Source organism: Mycobacterium colombiense CECT 3035 (assembly GCF_002105755.1).
Lineage (GTDB): Bacteria > Actinomycetota > Actinomycetes > Mycobacteriales > Mycobacteriaceae > Mycobacterium > Mycobacterium colombiense.
The window spans coordinates 4,909,630-4,927,317 of the sequence record NZ_CP020821.1; the positions used below are offsets into that span (position 1 = coordinate 4,909,630).

12 protein-coding genes and 1 pseudogene are annotated in these 17,688 nt (G+C 66.9%); 11 read left to right on the top strand and 2 right to left on the bottom strand.

Annotated features, from left to right (window positions below; all coding sequences use genetic code 11):
* The first annotated feature begins 61 nt into the window (after positions 1 to 61).
* The 7 genes and pseudogenes from rpoB to B9D87_RS23180 all read left to right on the top strand — a co-directional run.
* Positions 62 to 3,580 (top strand): DNA-directed RNA polymerase subunit beta, encoded by a 3,519-nt coding sequence (gene rpoB, locus B9D87_RS23150; protein WP_085977766.1) that lies wholly within the window; start codon positions 62 to 64, stop codon positions 3,578 to 3,580.
* A gap of 57 nt (positions 3,581 to 3,637) precedes the next feature.
* The gene (locus B9D87_RS23155) at positions 3,638 to 7,588 is read left to right on the top strand and encodes a DNA-directed RNA polymerase subunit beta' (RefSeq protein ID WP_007767818.1); all 3,951 of its coding nucleotides are present in this window, start codon (positions 3,638 to 3,640) and stop codon (positions 7,586 to 7,588) included.
* A 79-nt stretch (positions 7,589 to 7,667) separates the two neighbouring features.
* Positions 7,668 to 8,423, top strand: coding sequence for a deoxyribonuclease IV (locus B9D87_RS23160; RefSeq protein WP_007767812.1), 756 nt, complete (start codon positions 7,668 to 7,670; stop codon positions 8,421 to 8,423).
* Between the two features lie 52 nt (positions 8,424 to 8,475).
* Complete coding sequence (locus tag B9D87_RS23165; RefSeq protein WP_007767807.1) at positions 8,476 to 10,104, top strand: acyl-CoA dehydrogenase family protein; 1,629 nt, start codon at positions 8,476 to 8,478, stop codon at positions 10,102 to 10,104.
* Positions 10,105 to 10,112: 8 nt separating this feature from the next.
* Positions 10,113 to 11,051, top strand: a complete 939-nt coding sequence (locus B9D87_RS23170; RefSeq protein WP_007767806.1) for a crotonase/enoyl-CoA hydratase family protein — start codon at positions 10,113 to 10,115, stop codon at positions 11,049 to 11,051.
* Positions 11,052 to 11,053: 2 nt separating this feature from the next.
* Positions 11,054 to 11,773 (top strand): PaaX family transcriptional regulator C-terminal domain-containing protein, encoded by a 720-nt coding sequence (locus B9D87_RS23175; RefSeq protein WP_007767804.1) that lies wholly within the window; start codon positions 11,054 to 11,056, stop codon positions 11,771 to 11,773.
* Positions 11,770 to 12,543 (top strand): annotated as a pseudogene (locus B9D87_RS23180) (crotonase/enoyl-CoA hydratase family protein); the annotation flags it as partial. The gene B9D87_RS23175 and the pseudogene B9D87_RS23180, both read left to right, overlap by 4 nt.
* A 12-nt stretch (positions 12,544 to 12,555) precedes the next feature.
* On the opposite strand, the gene B9D87_RS23185 reads toward B9D87_RS23180, so the two are convergent.
* The gene (locus B9D87_RS23185) at positions 12,556 to 13,041 is read right to left on the bottom strand and encodes a DUF3060 domain-containing protein (RefSeq protein ID WP_007767798.1); all 486 of its coding nucleotides are present in this window, start codon (positions 13,039 to 13,041) and stop codon (positions 12,556 to 12,558) included.
* Between the two features lie 42 nt (positions 13,042 to 13,083).
* Positions 13,084 to 13,449, bottom strand: a complete 366-nt coding sequence (locus B9D87_RS23190) for a DUF3060 domain-containing protein (protein WP_007767796.1) — start codon at positions 13,447 to 13,449, stop codon at positions 13,084 to 13,086.
* A gap of 198 nt (positions 13,450 to 13,647) precedes the next feature.
* On the opposite strand from B9D87_RS23190, the gene B9D87_RS23195 reads away from it, so the two are divergent.
* The 4 genes from B9D87_RS23195 to fusA all read left to right on the top strand — a co-directional run bounded on the left by B9D87_RS23195 (position 13,648) and on the right by fusA (position 17,584).
* Positions 13,648 to 14,292, top strand: coding sequence for a TetR/AcrR family transcriptional regulator (locus tag B9D87_RS23195; protein WP_007767795.1), 645 nt, complete (start codon positions 13,648 to 13,650; stop codon positions 14,290 to 14,292).
* Between the two features lie 258 nt (positions 14,293 to 14,550).
* Positions 14,551 to 14,925 (top strand): 30S ribosomal protein S12, encoded by a 375-nt coding sequence (gene rpsL, locus B9D87_RS23200; protein WP_007767794.1) that lies wholly within the window; start codon positions 14,551 to 14,553, stop codon positions 14,923 to 14,925.
* Entirely contained in the window at positions 14,925 to 15,395 is a 471-nt protein-coding gene (gene rpsG / locus B9D87_RS23205; protein WP_007767793.1) for a 30S ribosomal protein S7, read from the top strand. The genes rpsL and rpsG overlap by 1 nt, the downstream gene beginning before the upstream one ends.
* A gap of 83 nt (positions 15,396 to 15,478) precedes the next feature.
* Positions 15,479 to 17,584, top strand: a complete 2,106-nt coding sequence (fusA, locus tag B9D87_RS23210; RefSeq protein ID WP_007767792.1) for an elongation factor G — start codon at positions 15,479 to 15,481, stop codon at positions 17,582 to 17,584.
* The last annotated feature ends 104 nt before the right edge of the window (positions 17,585 to 17,688 follow it).

Below are 17,688 nucleotides of genomic sequence, written 5' to 3' on the forward strand. Positions count from 1 at the left end.
CGGCGAGCTGGCCGGTGGTCCCGGTCTTCGTGAGTCGCACGAGGTGCTGGAAGGATGCATCTTGGCAGATTTCCGCCAGAGCAAGACGGATCGCCCACAAAGTTCCTCTAACGGAAGTTCTTCAAACGGCTCCGTGCCCGGAGCGCCCAACCGAGTTTCCTTCGCCAAGCTCCGCGAACCGCTCGAGGTTCCGGGGCTGCTCGACGTGCAGATCGACTCCTTCGAGTGGTTGATCGGCGCGCCGCGGTGGCGTGAGGCCGCGATGGCCCGCGGTGAGACCGCGGCAGGAGCGACTCCGGTGGGCGGCCTGGAAGAGGTGCTCTACGAGCTCTCGCCGATCGAGGACTTCTCCGGCTCGATGTCGCTGTCGTTCTCCGACCCCCGTTTCGACGAGGTCAAGGCGCCGGTCGACGAGTGCAAAGACAAGGACATGACGTACGCGGCCCCGCTGTTCGTCACGGCCGAGTTCATCAACAACAACACCGGCGAGATCAAGAGCCAGACGGTCTTCATGGGTGATTTCCCGATGATGACCGAAAAGGGCACCTTCATCATCAACGGGACCGAGCGTGTGGTGGTCAGCCAGCTGGTCCGCTCGCCGGGCGTGTACTTCGACGAGACCATCGACAAGTCGACCGAGAAGCTGCTGCACAGCGTCAAGGTGATCCCGAGCCGCGGCGCGTGGCTGGAGTTCGACGTCGACAAGCGCGACACCGTCGGCGTCCGCATCGACCGCAAGCGCCGCCAGCCGGTCACCGTGCTGCTCAAGGCGCTGGGCTGGACGAACGAGCAGATCACCGAGCGGTTCGGTTTCTCCGAGATCATGATGTCGACGCTGGAGAAGGACAACACCGCCGGCACTGACGAGGCGCTGCTGGACATCTACCGCAAGCTGCGTCCGGGCGAGCCGCCGACCAAGGAGTCGGCGCAGACCCTGCTGGAGAACCTGTTCTTCAAGGAGAAGCGCTACGACCTGGCCCGCGTCGGCCGCTACAAGGTCAACAAGAAGCTCGGCCTGAACGTCGGCGCGCCGATCACGTCGTCGACGCTGACCGAGGAAGACGTCGTCGCCACCATCGAGTACCTGGTCCGCCTGCACGAGGGCCAGGCCACGATGACGGTCCCCGGCGGCACCGAGGTGCCGGTGGAGACCGACGACATCGACCACTTCGGCAACCGCCGGCTGCGCACCGTGGGCGAGCTGATCCAGAACCAGATCCGGGTCGGCATGTCGCGGATGGAGCGCGTGGTCCGTGAGCGGATGACCACGCAGGACGTCGAGGCCATCACGCCGCAGACCCTGATCAACATCCGGCCGGTCGTCGCCGCGATCAAGGAGTTCTTCGGCACCAGCCAGCTGTCGCAGTTCATGGACCAGAACAACCCGCTGTCCGGGCTCACCCACAAGCGTCGCCTGTCGGCGCTGGGCCCCGGCGGTCTGTCCCGTGAGCGCGCCGGCCTGGAGGTCCGTGACGTGCACCCGTCGCACTACGGCCGCATGTGCCCGATCGAGACCCCGGAGGGTCCGAACATCGGTCTGATCGGCTCGCTGTCGGTGTACGCCCGGGTCAACCCGTTCGGCTTCATCGAGACGCCGTACCGCAAGGTCGTCGACGGTGTGGTCTCCGACGAGATCCACTACCTGACCGCCGACGAGGAGGACCGCCACGTCGTGGCGCAGGCCAACTCGCCGATCGACGACAAGGGCCGGTTCGAGGAGTCGCGTGTCCTGGTCCGCCGGAAGGCGGGCGAGGTCGAGTACGTGCCGTCGTCCGAGGTGGACTACATGGACGTGTCGCCGCGCCAGATGGTGTCGGTGGCCACGGCCATGATCCCGTTCCTCGAGCACGACGACGCCAACCGTGCCCTGATGGGTGCCAACATGCAGCGCCAGGCGGTTCCGCTGGTGCGCAGCGAGGCGCCGCTGGTGGGTACCGGCATGGAGCTGCGCGCGGCGATCGACGCCGGCGACGTGGTGGTGGCCGACAAGGCCGGCGTGATCGAGGAGGTCTCCGCCGACTACATCACCGTGATGGCCGACGACGGCACCCGGCACACCTACCGGATGCGCAAGTTCGAGCGGTCCAACCACGGCACCTGCGCCAACCAGTCGCCGATCGTCGACGCGGGGGAGCGGGTCGAGGCCGGCCAGGTCATCGCCGACGGTCCCTGCACCGAGAACGGTGAGATGGCGCTGGGCAAGAACCTGCTCGTGGCGATCATGCCGTGGGAAGGGCACAACTACGAGGACGCGATCATCCTCTCCAACCGGCTGGTTGAGGAGGACGTGCTCACCTCGATCCACATCGAGGAGCACGAGATCGACGCCCGCGACACCAAGCTGGGCGCCGAGGAGATCACCCGGGACATCCCGAACGTCTCCGACGAGGTGCTGGCCGACCTGGACGAGCGCGGCATCGTGCGCATCGGTGCCGAGGTCCGCGACGGCGACATCCTGGTCGGCAAGGTCACCCCGAAGGGTGAGACCGAGCTGACCCCGGAGGAGCGGCTGCTGCGCGCGATCTTCGGTGAGAAGGCCCGCGAGGTTCGCGACACCTCCCTGAAGGTGCCGCACGGCGAGTCCGGCAAGGTCATCGGCATCCGGGTGTTCTCCCGCGAGGACGACGACGAGCTGCCGGCCGGTGTCAACGAGCTGGTGCGCGTCTACGTGGCCCAGAAGCGCAAGATCTCCGACGGTGACAAGCTCGCCGGACGCCACGGCAACAAGGGCGTCATCGGCAAGATCCTGCCGCAGGAGGACATGCCGTTCCTGCCGGACGGCACCCCGGTGGACATCATCCTGAACACGCACGGTGTGCCGCGACGGATGAACATCGGCCAGATCCTGGAGACCCACCTCGGGTGGGTGGCCAAGTCCGGCTGGAACATCGAGGGTTCGCCCGAGTGGGCGGTCAACCTGCCCGAGCAGCTGCGGCACGCGCAGCCGGACCAGATCGTGTCGACGCCGGTGTTCGACGGCGCCAAGGAGGAGGAGCTGCAGGGCATGCTGTCCTGCACGCTGCCCAACCGCGACGGTGAGGTCATGGTCAACGGCGACGGCAAGGCGGTGCTGTTCGACGGCCGCAGTGGCGAGCCGTTCCCGTACCCGGTGACCGTGGGCTACATGTACATCATGAAGCTGCACCACCTGGTCGACGACAAGATCCACGCCCGCTCCACCGGTCCGTACTCGATGATCACGCAGCAGCCGCTGGGTGGTAAGGCGCAGTTCGGTGGTCAGCGCTTCGGTGAGATGGAGTGCTGGGCCATGCAGGCCTACGGCGCGGCGTACACGCTGCAGGAGCTGTTGACCATCAAGTCCGACGACACCGTCGGCCGGGTCAAGGTGTACGAGGCGATCGTCAAGGGCGAGAACATCCCGGAGCCGGGCATTCCCGAGTCCTTCAAGGTGTTGCTCAAGGAACTGCAGTCGCTGTGCCTCAACGTCGAGGTGCTCTCCTCGGACGGTGCGGCGATCGAGCTGCGCGAAGGCGAGGACGAGGACCTCGAGCGGGCGGCGGCGAACCTGGGAATCAACTTGTCCCGCAACGAATCTGCTTCAGTGGAGGACCTGGCGTAGCGATACGCCGGGCAACCTCTGATTGGTTACTAAACCCGCAAGGGGAAAGGGAGTTACGTGCTCGACGTCAACTTCTTCGATGAACTCCGTATCGGCCTGGCCACCGCGGAGGACATCAGGCAATGGTCTTACGGCGAGGTCAAGAAGCCGGAGACGATCAACTACCGCACGCTGAAGCCGGAGAAGGACGGCCTGTTCTGCGAGAAGATCTTCGGACCGACTCGCGACTGGGAGTGCTACTGCGGCAAGTACAAGCGCGTCCGGTTCAAGGGCATCATCTGTGAGCGCTGTGGCGTCGAGGTGACCCGCGCCAAGGTGCGTCGCGAGCGGATGGGCCACATCGAGCTGGCGGCGCCCGTCACGCACATCTGGTACTTCAAGGGCGTGCCGTCGCGGCTGGGCTACCTGCTCGACCTGGCGCCGAAGGATCTCGAGAAGATCATCTACTTCGCCGCCTACGTCATCACCTCGGTCGACGACGAGATGCGTCACAACGAGCTCTCGACGCTCGAGGCCGAAATGATGGTGGAGCGCAAGGCGATTGAGGACCAGCGCGACGCCGACCTGGAGGCCCGGGCCCAGAAGCTCGAGGCCGACCTGGCCGAGCTGGAGGCCGAAGGCGCCAAGGCCGACGCGCGCCGCAAGGTCCGCGACGGCGGCGAGCGCGAGATGCGTCAGCTGCGCGACCGGGCCCAGCGCGAGCTGGACCGGCTCGAGGAGATCTGGACGACCTTCACCAAGCTGGCTCCCAAGCAGCTGATCGTCGACGAGAACCTCTACCGCGAGCTGATCGACCGCTTCGGTGAGTACTTCACCGGCGCGATGGGCGCGGAGTCGATCCAGAAGCTGATCGAGAACTTCGACATCGACGCCGAAGCCGAGTCGTTGCGTGACGTCATCAAGAACGGCAAGGGGCAGAAGAAGCTTCGCGCCCTCAAGCGGCTCAAGGTGGTCGCCGCGTTCCAGCAGTCGGGTAACTCCCCGATGGGCATGGTGCTCGACGCCGTCCCGGTGATCCCGCCGGAACTGCGCCCGATGGTGCAGCTCGACGGTGGCCGGTTCGCCACCTCGGACCTCAACGACCTGTACCGCCGCGTGATCAACCGCAACAACCGACTCAAGAGGCTGATCGACCTCGGCGCGCCCGAGATCATCGTCAACAACGAGAAGCGGATGCTGCAGGAGTCGGTGGACGCGCTGTTCGACAACGGCCGTCGCGGCCGCCCGGTCACCGGACCGGGTAACCGCCCGCTGAAGTCGCTCTCCGACCTGCTCAAGGGTAAGCAGGGCCGGTTCCGCCAGAACCTGCTCGGTAAGCGTGTCGACTACTCGGGCCGTTCGGTCATCGTGGTCGGTCCGCAGCTCAAGCTGCACCAGTGCGGTCTGCCCAAGCTGATGGCGCTGGAGCTGTTCAAGCCGTTCGTGATGAAGCGGCTGGTGGACCTCAACCACGCGCAGAACATCAAGAGCGCCAAGCGCATGGTGGAGCGTCAGCGTCCCCAGGTGTGGGATGTCCTCGAAGAGGTCATCGCCGAGCACCCGGTGCTGCTGAACCGCGCGCCCACCCTGCACCGGCTGGGTATCCAGGCCTTCGAGCCAATGCTGGTGGAAGGCAAGGCGATCCAGCTGCACCCGCTGGTGTGTGAGGCGTTCAACGCCGACTTCGACGGTGACCAGATGGCGGTGCACCTGCCGCTGAGCGCCGAGGCGCAGGCCGAGGCCCGCATCCTGATGCTGTCCTCGAACAACATCCTGTCGCCCGCGTCGGGCCGCCCGCTGGCCATGCCGCGTCTGGACATGGTGACCGGTCTGTACTTCCTGACCACCGAGGTCGACGGCGACAAGGGCGAATTCAAGCCGGCCGCCAAGGACGAGCCCGAGGTCGGGGTGTACTCCTCGCCGGCCGAGGCGATCATGGCGTCGGATCGCGGCGTGCTGTCGGTGCGGGCCAAGATCAAGGTGCGGCTGACCCAGTTGCGTCCGCCGGCCGAGATCGAGGCCGAGCTGTTCGGCGCCAACGGTTGGCAGCCGGGCGATGCGTGGATGGCCGAGACCACTTTGGGCCGTGTGCTTTTCAACGAACTGCTGCCGGTCGGCTACCCGTTCGTGAACAAGCAGATGCACAAGAAGGTGCAGGCGGCGATCATCAACGACCTCGCCGAGCGCTACCCGATGATCGTGGTCGCGCAGACCGTGGACAAGCTCAAGGACGCCGGTTTCTACTGGGCGACCCGCAGCGGTGTCACGGTCTCGATGGCCGACGTGCTCGTCCCGCCGCGCAAGAAGGAGATCCTCGACCAGTACGAGGAGCGGGCCGAGAAGGTCGAAAAGCAGTTCCAGCGTGGTGCTTTGAACCACGACGAGCGCAACGAGGCGCTGGTGGAGATCTGGAAGGAAGCCACCGACGAGGTCGGTCAGGCGCTGCGTGAGCACTACCCGGCCGACAACCCGATCATCACGATCGTGGACTCGGGCGCCACGGGTAACTTCACCCAGACGCGAACGCTGGCCGGCATGAAGGGCCTGGTGACCAACCCGAAGGGTGAGTTCATCCCGCGTCCGGTCAAGTCCTCGTTCCGTGAGGGCCTGACCGTGCTGGAGTACTTCATCAACACGCACGGCGCTCGAAAGGGCTTGGCGGACACCGCGTTGCGTACCGCGGACTCGGGTTACCTGACCCGTCGTCTGGTGGACGTCAGCCAGGACGTCATCGTCCGCGAGCACGACTGCGAGACCGAGCGGGGCATCATCGTCGAGCTGGCCGAGCGCCAGGCCGACGGCACCGTGATCCGCGACCCGTACATCGAAACCTCGGCGTACGCGCGGACTCTGGGCGCCGACGCGGTCGACGAGGCCGGCAACGTGGTCGTTCCGCGCGGTGAGGACCTGGGTGACCCCGAGATCGAGGCTCTGCTGGCCGCGGGCATCACGTCGGTCAAGGTGCGCTCGGTGCTGACGTGCACCACCGGCACCGGTGTGTGTGCGACCTGTTACGGGCGTTCGATGGCGACCGGGAAGCTGGTCGACATCGGCGAGGCCGTCGGTATCGTCGCCGCGCAGTCCATCGGTGAGCCCGGTACCCAGCTGACCATGCGTACGTTCCACCAGGGTGGTGTCGGTGAGGACATCACCGGCGGTCTGCCCCGGGTTCAGGAGCTGTTCGAGGCCCGCATCCCGCGCGGTAAGGCGCCGATCGCCGACGTCACCGGGCGGGTTCGTCTCGAGGACGGTGAGCGGTTCTACAAGATCACCATCGTTCCCGACGACGGCAGCGAGGAGGTCGTGTACGACAAGCTCTCCAAGCGGCAGCGGCTGCGTGTGTTCAAGCACGAGGACGGTTCCGAGCGGGTGCTGTCCGACGGCGACCACGTCGAGGTGGGCCAGCAGCTGATGGAAGGCTCGGCCGACCCGCACGAGGTGCTGCGCGTGCAGGGCCCCCGCGAGGTGCAGATCCACCTGGTCCGCGAGGTCCAGGAGGTCTACCGCGCCCAGGGTGTGTCGATCCACGACAAGCACATCGAGGTGATCGTCCGCCAGATGCTGCGCCGCGTCACGATCATCGACTCGGGCTCGACGGAGTTCCTGCCCGGCTCGCTGATCGACCGGGCCGACTTCGAGGCGGAGAACCGCCGGGTGGTGGCTGAGGGCGGTGAGCCCGCCGCCGGACGTCCGGTCCTGATGGGTATCACGAAGGCGAGCCTCGCCACCGACTCGTGGCTGAGTGCGGCGTCGTTCCAGGAGACCACGCGAGTGCTGACCGATGCGGCGATCAACTGCCGCAGCGACAAGCTGCAGGGTCTGAAGGAGAACGTGATCATCGGAAAGCTGATCCCGGCCGGTACCGGTATCAACCGGTACCGCAACATCCAGGTGCAGCCGACCGAGGAGGCCCGGGCCGCCGCGTACACGATCCCGTCCTACGAGGATCAGTACTACAGCCCGGACTTCGGCCAGGCCACCGGTGCCGCGGTGCCGCTGGACGACTACGGCTACAGCGACTACCGCTAGTCGACAACGAAAAAGCCCCGGGTTCGCCCGGGGCTTTTTCGTTGCGCTGGTGTCGGGGCCCGTCACTAGACTGGCCGACGTGCTCATCGGTTCACACGTCCGCAATGACGACCCGCTGGCCGCCGCGCAAGCCGACGGCGCCGACGTGGTGCAGTTCTTCCTCGGCAACCCGCAGAGCTGGAAGAAACCGAAACCCCGCGACGATGCCGAGGCGCTCAAAGCCTCGGCGGTGCCGCTGTACATCCATGCCCCGTATCTCATCAACGTCGCCTCGGCGAACAACCGCATCCGGATCCCGTCGCGCAAGATCTTGCAGGACACCTGCGACGCGGCGGCGGAAATCAACGCGACGGCGGTCATCGTGCATGGCGGCCACGCCGACGACGACGACATGGAAGCCGGCTTCGAGCGCTGGGTCAAGGCGCTGGACTACCTGGAAACAGACGTGCCGGTGTATCTGGAAAACACCGCAGGCGGCGACCACGCAATGGCCCGCTATTTCGACACCATCGGCAAACTGTGGGATCACATCGGCGACAAGGGAATTGGCTTCTGCCTGGATACCTGTCACGCCTGGGCCGCCGGCGAGGCGCTGATCGATGCGGTCGACAGGATCAGGGCCCTGACCGGACGCATCGATCTGGTGCACTGCAACGACTCGCGGGACGCGGCGGGCTCCGGCGCCGACCGGCACGCCAACTTCGGCACCGGCCAGATCGACCCGGACCTGCTCGTCGCCGTGGTCGAGGCCGCCGACGCGCCGGTGATCTGCGAGACCGCGGACGAGGGCCGCAAGGACGACATCGCCTTCCTGCGGGAGCACACCACGGGCTGACCCCGCTGTTACACCTCTTGTGCAACTGTCGGGAAAATGTAACATTGGTGGCATGTCGGACACCCACGTCGTCACCAACCAGGTCCCACCCCTGGAAAACCACAACCCGGCCAGCTCCGCGGTGCTCATCGAGGCCCTGATCCGCGAGGGCGGGCAGTGGGGCCTGGACGAGGTCAACGAGGTGGGCGCGCTGTCGGCCACCCACCAGGCCCAGCGCTGGGGTGAGCTCGCCGACCGCAACCGCCCCATCTTGCACACCCACGACCGCAACGGGCACCGCATCGACGAGGTCGAATACGACCCCGCCTACCACGAACTCATGCGCGCGGCCGTCGCCCACGGCATGCACGCCGCGCCCTGGGCCGACGAGCGCCCGGGTGCCCACGTCGTCCGCGCCGCCAAGACCTCGGTGTGGACGGTCGAGCCGGGCCACATCTGCCCGATCTCGATGACGTACGCCGTCGTTCCGGCGCTGCGCTGCAACCCCGAACTGGCCAAGGTGTACGAGCCGCTGCTGACCAGCCGCGAGTACGACCCCGAGCTCAGGCTGGCCACCACCAAGCCCGGCATCACCGCGGGCATGTCGATGACCGAGAAGCAGGGCGGTTCCGACGTGCGCGCGGGCACCACCGAGGCCACCCCCAACGCCGACGGCAGCTACCGCCTCACCGGTCACAAGTGGTTCACCTCGGCGCCGATGTGCGACATCTTCCTGGTGCTGGCGCAGGCGCCGGGCGGACTGTCCTGCTTCATGCTGCCCCGGGTCCTGCCCGACGGCACCCGCAACCGAATGTTCCTGCAGCGCCTCAAGGACAAGCTCGGCAACCACGCCAACGCGTCCAGTGAGGTCGAATACGACGGCGCGATCGCGTGGCTGGTGGGGGAGGAGGGGCGCGGCGTGCCCACCATCATCGAGATGGTCAACCTCACCCGGCTGGACTGCACGCTGGGCAGCGCCACCAGCATGCGCACCGGCCTGACCCGGGCGATCTACCACGCCCAGCATCGAAAGGCCTTCGGCGCCTACCTGATCGACCAACCGCTGATGCGCAACGTGCTGGCCGACCTTGCCGTCGAGGCGGAGGCGGCCACCATGGTCGCGATGCGGATGGCCGGCGCCACCGACAAGGCCGTGCGCGGCGACCAGCGCGAAGCGCTGCTGCGCCGCATCGGGCTGGCGGCCAGCAAGTACTGGGTGTGCAAGCGTTCCACCCCGCACGCCGCCGAGGCCCTGGAATGCCTGGGCGGCAACGGCTACGTCGAGGACTCCGGCATGCCGCGGCTGTACCGGGAGGCGCCGCTGATGGGCATCTGGGAGGGCTCGGGCAACGTCAGCGCGCTGGACACGTTGCGCGCCATGGCAACTCGTCCCGAGTGCGTCGAGGTGCTGTTCGACGAGCTGGCCGACGGCGCTGGGCAGGACCGGCGGCTGGCCGACCACGTTGACGCGCTGAAGAAGCAACTCGGCGACCTGGAGACCATCGCCTACCGCGGCCGCAAGGTCGCCGAAGACATCTGCCTGGCGCTGCAGGGCTCGCTGCTGGTGCGCCACGGCCACCCGGCCGTAGCCGAGGCTTTCCTGACCACCCGGCTGGACCGACGGTGGGGCGGCGCCTTCGGCACCATGCCGGACGGGCTCGACCTCGCACCGATTCTGGAGCGGGCGCTGGTAAAGGGCTGAGCCGCAACATGACTCACGCGATCAGGCCAGTCGACTTCGACAACCTCAAGACGATGACCTACGAGGTCACCGATCGGGTTGCGCGCATCACGTTCAACCGGCCGGACAAGGGCAACGCGATCGTCGCGGACACCCCGCTGGAACTCTCGGCGTTGGTGGAGCGCGCCGACCTCGACCCGAACGTGCACGTCATCCTGGTGTCCGGTCGAGGCGAGGGCTTCTGCGCGGGCTTCGACCTGAGCGCCTACGCCGATCGCACCGGCTCGGCCGGCGGCACCGGTGCCTATCAGGGCACCGTGCTGGACGGAAAGACCCAGGCGGTCAACCATCTGGCCGATCAGCCGTGGGACCCGATGATCGACTACCAGATGATGAGTCGCTTCGTGCGCGGCTTCTCCAGCCTCATGCACGCCGACAAGCCGACGGTGGTCAAGATCCACGGCTACTGCGTGGCCGGCGGCACCGACATCGCGCTGCATGCCGACCAGGTGATCGCCGCCGCCGACGCCAAGATCGGCTACCCGCCGACCCGGGTGTGGGGCGTCCCGGCGGCCGGGCTGTGGGCGCACCGCCTGGGTGATCAGCGCGCGAAAAGGCTGTTGTTCACCGGTGATTGCATCACCGGAGCGCAGGCCGCCGAGTGGGGATGGGCGGTCGAGGCGCCGGACCCGGCGGACCTCGACGAGCGCACCGAGCGGCTGGTCGAGCGGATCGCCGCGGTGCCGGTCAACCAGCTGATCATGGTCAAGCTCGCGCTGAATTCCGCTCTGCTGCAACAGGGGGTGGCCACCAGCCGGATGGTCAGCACGGTGTTCGACGGGGTGGCCCGGCATACGCCCGAGGGGCACGCGTTCGTCGCCGACGCCGTCGAGCACGGGTTCCGCGAGGCGGTGCGGCACCGGGACGAACCGTTCGGCGACCACGGCCGCCGCGCGTCCGGGGTGTAGCCATGCCGGACATGACGGCGCGGTCGGTGGTGCTCAGCGTCCTGCTCGGCGCTCACCCCGCGCACGCCCGGGCCAGCGAATTAGTCAGGCTCACATCGGATTTCGGCATCAAGGAGTCGACCCTGCGGGTGGCGTTGACCCGCATGGTCGGTGCGGGCGACCTGATCCGCTCCGCCGACGGCTACCGGCTCTCCGATCGCCTGCTGGCCCGTCAGGAGCGCCAGGACGCCGCCATCGACCCGCGGGTGCACCCCTGGAACGGCGAGTGGGTCACGCTGATCGTGACCAGCGTCGGAAATGACGCGCGCACCCGCGCGGCGCTGCGAACCACCTTGCACGACAAGCGCTTCGGTGAGCTCCGCGAGGGGGTGTGGATGCGGCCCGACAACATCGAGGCCGAACCCGGCCCCGAAATCGCCGCCCAGGCGCGGGTGCTGCGGGCGCGCGACGACGACCCCGCCGGGCTGGCCGCGCAGCTGTGGGACCTGCCGGCCTGGGCCCAGAACGGTCATCGGCTGCTCGACGAGATGGCCAGCGCGCCAGATATTCCCGCCCGTTTCCTGGTGGCCGCAGCGACGGTGCGCCACCTGCTCACCGACCCGGTGCTGCCCGACGAGCTGCTGCCGGCCGACTGGCCGGGCGCCCGGTTGCGGGCGGCCTACCACGACTTCGCCGCCGAACTGCTGCGGCGGCGCGAACCACTATTTGCGGAGGCGACATGAGCGAACCGGTGCGGGTCGAGCGCAACGGCCCGGTGACCACGGTGATCATCAACCGGCCGGCGGCCCGCAACGCGGTCAACGGCCCGACGGCCGCCGCGTTGTATTCGGCGTTCGAGGAGTTCGACCGCGACGACACCGCGTCGGTGGCGGTGCTCTGGGGTGACAACGGAACCTTCTGCGCCGGAGCCGATTTGAAGGCCTTCAACACCCCCGACGCCAATGCGGTGCACCGCACCGGCCCGGGCCCGATGGGGCCGACACGGATGGTGCTGTCCAAGCCCGTCATCGCCGCGGTAAGCGGCCACGCCGTCGCCGGCGGCCTGGAACTGGCCGTCTGGTGCGACCTGCGGGTGGCCGAAGAGGACGCCGTGTTCGGCGTGTTCTGCCGGCGCTGGGGGGTTCCCCTGATCGACGGCGGCACGGTGCGGCTGCCCCGGCTGATCGGGCACAGCCGCGCGATGGACATGATCCTCACCGGCCGCGCGGTGGCCGCCGACGAAGCTCTGGCCATCGGGTTGGCCAATCGGGTGGTGCCCAAGGGTCAGTCGCGCCAGGCCGCCGAGGAATTGGCGGCGCAGCTGGCGGCGCTGCCGCAGCAATGCCTGCGCTCCGACCGGCTCTCGGCGCTACACCAATGGGGCGCAACCGAATCCGACGCGATCGACTTCGAATTCGCCAGCATCTCCCGGGTCGCCGCGGAGGCGAACGAAGGGGCCGGGCGCTTCGCGGCGGGCGCGGGACGGCACGGGGCCCGGCCGGCTAGCGCCGCACGGGCGCGGGGTTCAGCTGCCCTTGTTGATCGTGTTGCTCTGGCCGATCTTGTCGACCTTGGGGTCGCCGTCCTTATAGGTGATGGTGTTGTTCATCCCCAGCACGGTGATGCGGGTGTTCACCTTGTCGAAGGTGATCTTGTTGTTGGTGCCGCTGACCGTGGCCGTCTCGCAGGTGCCGGTGACGGTCAGGTTGTTGTCCGACCCGCCGACGTTCAGCGACTTGCCGCTGGCGCAGTCCAGGGTGGTGGTGGTGCCCATCGATCCGTAGTTGATCGTGTTGCCGATCTCGATGGACGCGGTGGTGCTCGCCCCGCTCGAGCCCGTCGTCGGCGCCGCGCCGGCACTGGTCGTCGCGCTGCTCTTGGTGGTGGTCGTCGAGGACCCCGCGGGCGGGTTGGCCGTCGAACTGCAGCCGGCCAGTACCAGGGCCGCCGCGGCCGGTGTCATGGCGAGCACGGCCAGGCGCAGCGAGCGGTCACGGATGTTGGCGGGCATGGTTCCTCGATTCTTGATCCGATGTTGTTGTGGTGTCACGGTTTAGCCCGGCACCTGCTGGAGCCGGTTGGTCATGCCCAGTTCGCGGCCGCGGTCCCACAGGGCGGGCTGACCGCTCTTGTAGAACACCGTCTGGTTGTAGCCGTACACGGTGATGTCGTGCGAGACGGAGTCGGCGATGACGGTGTTCGACGAGCCCATCACCGTCACGGCGTAGCAGTTGCCCAGCGCGGTGACGGTGATGCCGCTGCCGTTGACCATCAGCGTGGCGTCGTTGCAGTCGACGGTCTGCTCGATGTCCTCCCCGATCACGTGGGTGTCACCGTTTTTGGCCTGCGCAATCCCCGGCAGGGCGACGACGGCGATGACACAGGTGGCCAGTGACCCGGCGACAGTCGTCCACTTCACTGCGGGCCCCCTTTTGGACGGGTCGGCTGCTCGAAACGAGGCAAGCATGACATTACGTGCATTTGCATGCCCGGTGGCAGACTTTATTTTGCGTTGCTCTGCGCTCGTGTCGCCGCCGGGGAGCTTAAAGTCTGAACGGGCGTCAACTAGAGTCATTAGTTAACCGCAACCCGTATACGCAATCGAAGGGCGACCGCCATGGCAGCTCCACCGGATCCGCCACCGGCGGCCGGGCGCCAGCGCGCGGGTCGGCCCGCTTCCCGTCCGGCCAAGCTGAGCCGGGACGGTATCATCGACGGCGCCCTGACGTTCCTGGACCGCGAGGGCTGGGACGCGCTGACCATCAACGCGCTGGCGATGCAGTTGGGCACCAAGGGGCCGTCGCTGTACAACCACGTCGACAGCCTGGAAGACCTGCGGCGCGCGGTGCGGATCCGCGTCATCGACGACATCATCACCATGCTCAACCGCGTGGGCCAGGGCCGCGCCCGCGACGACGCGGTGCTGGTGATGGCCGGGGCCTACCGCAGCTACGCCCACCATCACCCGGGCCGCTACTCGGCCTTCACCCGGATGCCGTTCGGCGGCGACGATCCCGAGTACACCGCCGCCACCCGCGGCGCGGCCGCGCCGGTGATCGCGGTGCTGTCCTCCTACGGTCTGGACGGCGAGGCGGCGTTCCACGCGTCGCTGGAGTTCTGGTCCGCGCTGCACGGCTTTGTATTGCTGGAGATGACGGGCGTGATGGACGAGATCGACACCGACGCGCTGTTCTCCGACATGGTGCTGCGGCTGGCGGCCGGCCTGGAAAGGCGCACCGCCACCGATGGCGCGCGCTACTAGAGCAGATGGCGTCGCCGTCGCTTTGACCTGCGAGACCGGCGGCGGGTATTGTGGTCCCTCGTGCCTGGCGGCTTACGGCGCCTAACCGTAAGGGAGTGAATGCCGGGCGAATTCGCGTGTCCACGGAGCATCGGACCAAGTCCGGTGCGCAGCGCATGCGACACACCCGGACGCGGGGTGATGCGGCCGGACATAACTGCAGTACACAGACTTGAAAACGCTAGAAGTATGCCGAACACGAACACAGAAAGCCGGTAGATGCCAACCATTCAGCAGCTGGTCCGCAAGGGTCGCCGCGACAAGGTCGCGAAGGTCAAGACCGCGGCCCTGAAGGGCAGCCCGCAGCGCCGTGGCGTATGCACCCGCGTGTACACCACCACCCCGAAGAAGCCGAACTCGGCGCTTCGGAAGGTCGCTCGCGTGAAGCTGACGAGCCAGGTTGAGGTCACCGCCTACATTCCCGGCGAGGGCCACAACCTGCAGGAGCACTCGATGGTGCTGGTGCGCGGCGGTCGTGTGAAGGACCTGCCCGGTGTCCGGTACAAGATCATCCGCGGTTCGCTCGACACCCAGGGTGTCAAGAACCGCAAGCAGGCTCGCAGCCGTTACGGCGCCAAGAAGGAGAAGAGCTGATGCCGCGCAAGGGGCCCGCGCCGAAGCGCCCGTTGGTCAACGACCCGGTCTACGGGTCGCAGCTGGTGACGCAGCTGGTGAACAAGGTGCTGCTGGACGGGAAGAAATCGCTGGCCGAACGCATTGTTTATGGAGCGCTCGAGAACGCTCGGGAAAAGACGGGTACCGACCCGGTGATCACCCTCAAGCGCGCAATGGACAACGTCAAGCCCTCCCTCGAGGTGCGCAGCCGCCGCGTCGGTGGCGCTACGTACCAGGTCCCGGTCGAGGTGCGTCCGGATCGCTCCGTGACGCTGGCACTGCGTTGGTTGGTCAGCTTCTCCAAGCAACGCCGCGAGAAGACCATGGTCGAGCGGCTGGCCAACGAGATCCTGGATGCCAGCAATGGCCTCGGTGCCGCCGTCAAGCGGCGCGAGGACACCCACAAGATGGCCGAGGCCAACCGCGCCTTCGCGCACTATCGCTGGTAGGGGATCCAACCGCGTCAAGGCAGGGTGGCCGGGCGCAAAGCGACAGCGAATAACCAAGCAATCGAAAGAGTGGGAAGACTTCTGTGGCACAGAAGGACGTGCTGACCGACCTCACCAAGGTCCGCAACATCGGCATCATGGCGCACATCGACGCCGGCAAGACGACGACGACCGAGCGCATCCTCTACTACACCGGTATCAGCTACAAGATCGGTGAGGTGCACGACGGCGCCGCCACCATGGACTGGATGGAGCAGGAGCAGGAGCGGGGGATCACCATCACCTCCGCGGCTACCACCTGCTTCTGGAAAGACAACCAGATCAACATCATCGACACCCCGGGCCACGTCGACTTCACCGTCGAGGTGGAGCGCAGCCTGCGCGTGCTCGACGGTGCCGTGGCCGTGTTCGACGGCAAGGAGGGTGTCGAGCCGCAGTCCGAGCAGGTCTGGCGGCAGGCCGACAAGTACGACGTCCCGCGCATCTGCTTCGTCAACAAGATGGACAAGATCGGCGCCGACTTCTACTTCTCGGTGAAGACCATGGAGGAGCGCCTCGGCGCCAACGCCATCCCGATCCAGCTGCCCGTCGGCTCCGAGGGTGACTTCGAGGGCATCGTCGACCTGGTCGAGATGAACGCCAAGGTGTGGCGCGGCGAGACGAAGCTGGGCGAGACGTACGACACCATCGAGATCCCGGCCGAGCTGGCCGAGAAGGCCGACGAGTACCGCACCAAGCTGCTCGAGGCCGTCGCCGAGACCGACGAGGCGCTGCTGGAGAAGTACCTGGGTGGCGAGGAGCTCACGGTCGAGGAGATCAAGGGCGCCATCCGCAAGCTGACCATCAGCTCGGAGGCCTACCCGGTGCTGTGCGGCAGCGCGTTCAAGAACAAGGGCGTGCAGCCCATGCTGGACGCCGTCATCGACTACCTGCCCTCGCCGCTGGACGTGCCGCCGGCCGTCGGCCACGTGCCGGGCAAGGAGGACGAAGAGGTCACCCGCAACCCGTCGACCGACGAGCCGTTCTCCGCGCTGGCGTTCAAGGTCGCGACCCACCCGTTCTTCGGCAAGCTGACCTACGTCCGGGTGTACTCGGGCAAGGTCGACTCCGGCAGCCAGGTCATCAACGCCACCAAGGGCAAGAAGGAGCGGCTGGGCAAGCTGTTCCAGATGCACTCCAATAAGGAGAACCCGGTGGAGACCGCCTCGGCCGGTCACATCTATGCGGTGATCGGGCTCAAGGACACCACCACCGGTGACACGCTGAGCGACCCGAACCAGCAGGTCGTCCTCGAGTCGATGACCTTCCCCGACCCGGTCATCGAGGTGGCCATCGAGCCCAAGACGAAGAGCGACCAGGAGAAGCTGAGCCTGTCGATCCAGAAGCTCGCCGAGGAAGACCCGACCTTCAAGGTGCACCAGGACGCAGAGACCGGCCAGACCGTGATCGGCGGCATGGGCGAGCTGCACCTGGACATCCTGGTCGACCGCATGCGGCGTGAGTTCAAGGTCGAGGCGAACGTCGGCAAGCCGCAGGTGGCCTACAAGGAGACCATCCGGCGCGTGGCGGAGAAGGTCGAGTTCACCCACAAGAAGCAGACGGGTGGCTCGGGCCAGTTCGCGAAGGTGCTGATCAACCTCGAGCCGTTCCACGGCGAGGACGGTGCGACCTACGAGTTCGAGAACAAGGTCACCGGTGGCCGTATCCCGCGTGAGTACATCCCGTCGGTGGACGCCGGAGCCCAGGACGCGATGCAGTACGGCGTGCTGGCCGGCTACCCGCTGGTGAACTTGAAGGTCACCCTGCTCGACGGGGCTTTCCACGAGGTCGACTCGTCGGAGATGGCCTTCAAGATCGCCGGTTCCCAGGTGCTGAAAAAGGCTGCGCAGCAAGCCCAGCCGGTGATCCTGGAACCGATCATGGCCGTCGAGGTCACCACGCCCGAGGACTACATGGGCGACGTGATCGGCGACCTGAACTCTCGCCGTGGCCAGATCCAGGCCATGGAGGAGCGAAGCGGTGCGCGCGTCGTCAAGGCGCATGTGCCGCTGTCGGAGATGTTCGGCTACGTCGGCGACCTGCGGTCCAAGACCCAAGGCCGGGCGAACTACTCCATGGTTTTCGATTCGTACGCCGAAGTGCCGGCCAACGTGTCAAAGGAGATCATCGCGAAGGCGACGGGCCAGTAACGGCCAGCGGAGTAATCTTGCCGGGTCATTGGAATGCCTTGGGCGCGGCACAACTGAAAACACCAACACTGCTTTAACGAGCACCAACTAGTCCAGGAGGACAC

What these genes read in the sequence shown, in the direction of transcription:
- B9D87_RS23165 (WP_007767807.1), top strand. Translation starts at nt 8,476, where the DNA reads ATGTCGGACACCCACGTCGTCACCAACCAGGTCCCACCCCTGGAAAAC.
- B9D87_RS23170 (WP_007767806.1), top strand. Translation starts at nt 10,113, where the DNA reads ATGACTCACGCGATCAGGCCAGTCGACTTCGACAACCTCAAGACGATG.
- B9D87_RS23175 (WP_007767804.1), top strand. Translation starts at nt 11,054, where the DNA reads ATGCCGGACATGACGGCGCGGTCGGTGGTGCTCAGCGTCCTGCTCGGC.
- B9D87_RS23185 (WP_007767798.1), bottom strand. Translation starts at nt 13,041, where the DNA reads ATGCCCGCCAACATCCGTGACCGCTCGCTGCGCCTGGCCGTGCTCGCC.
- B9D87_RS23195 (WP_007767795.1), top strand. Translation starts at nt 13,648, where the DNA reads ATGGCAGCTCCACCGGATCCGCCACCGGCGGCCGGGCGCCAGCGCGCG.
- rpsL (WP_007767794.1), top strand. Translation starts at nt 14,551, where the DNA reads ATGCCAACCATTCAGCAGCTGGTCCGCAAGGGTCGCCGCGACAAGGTC.
- rpsG (WP_007767793.1), top strand. Translation starts at nt 14,925, where the DNA reads ATGCCGCGCAAGGGGCCCGCGCCGAAGCGCCCGTTGGTCAACGACCCG.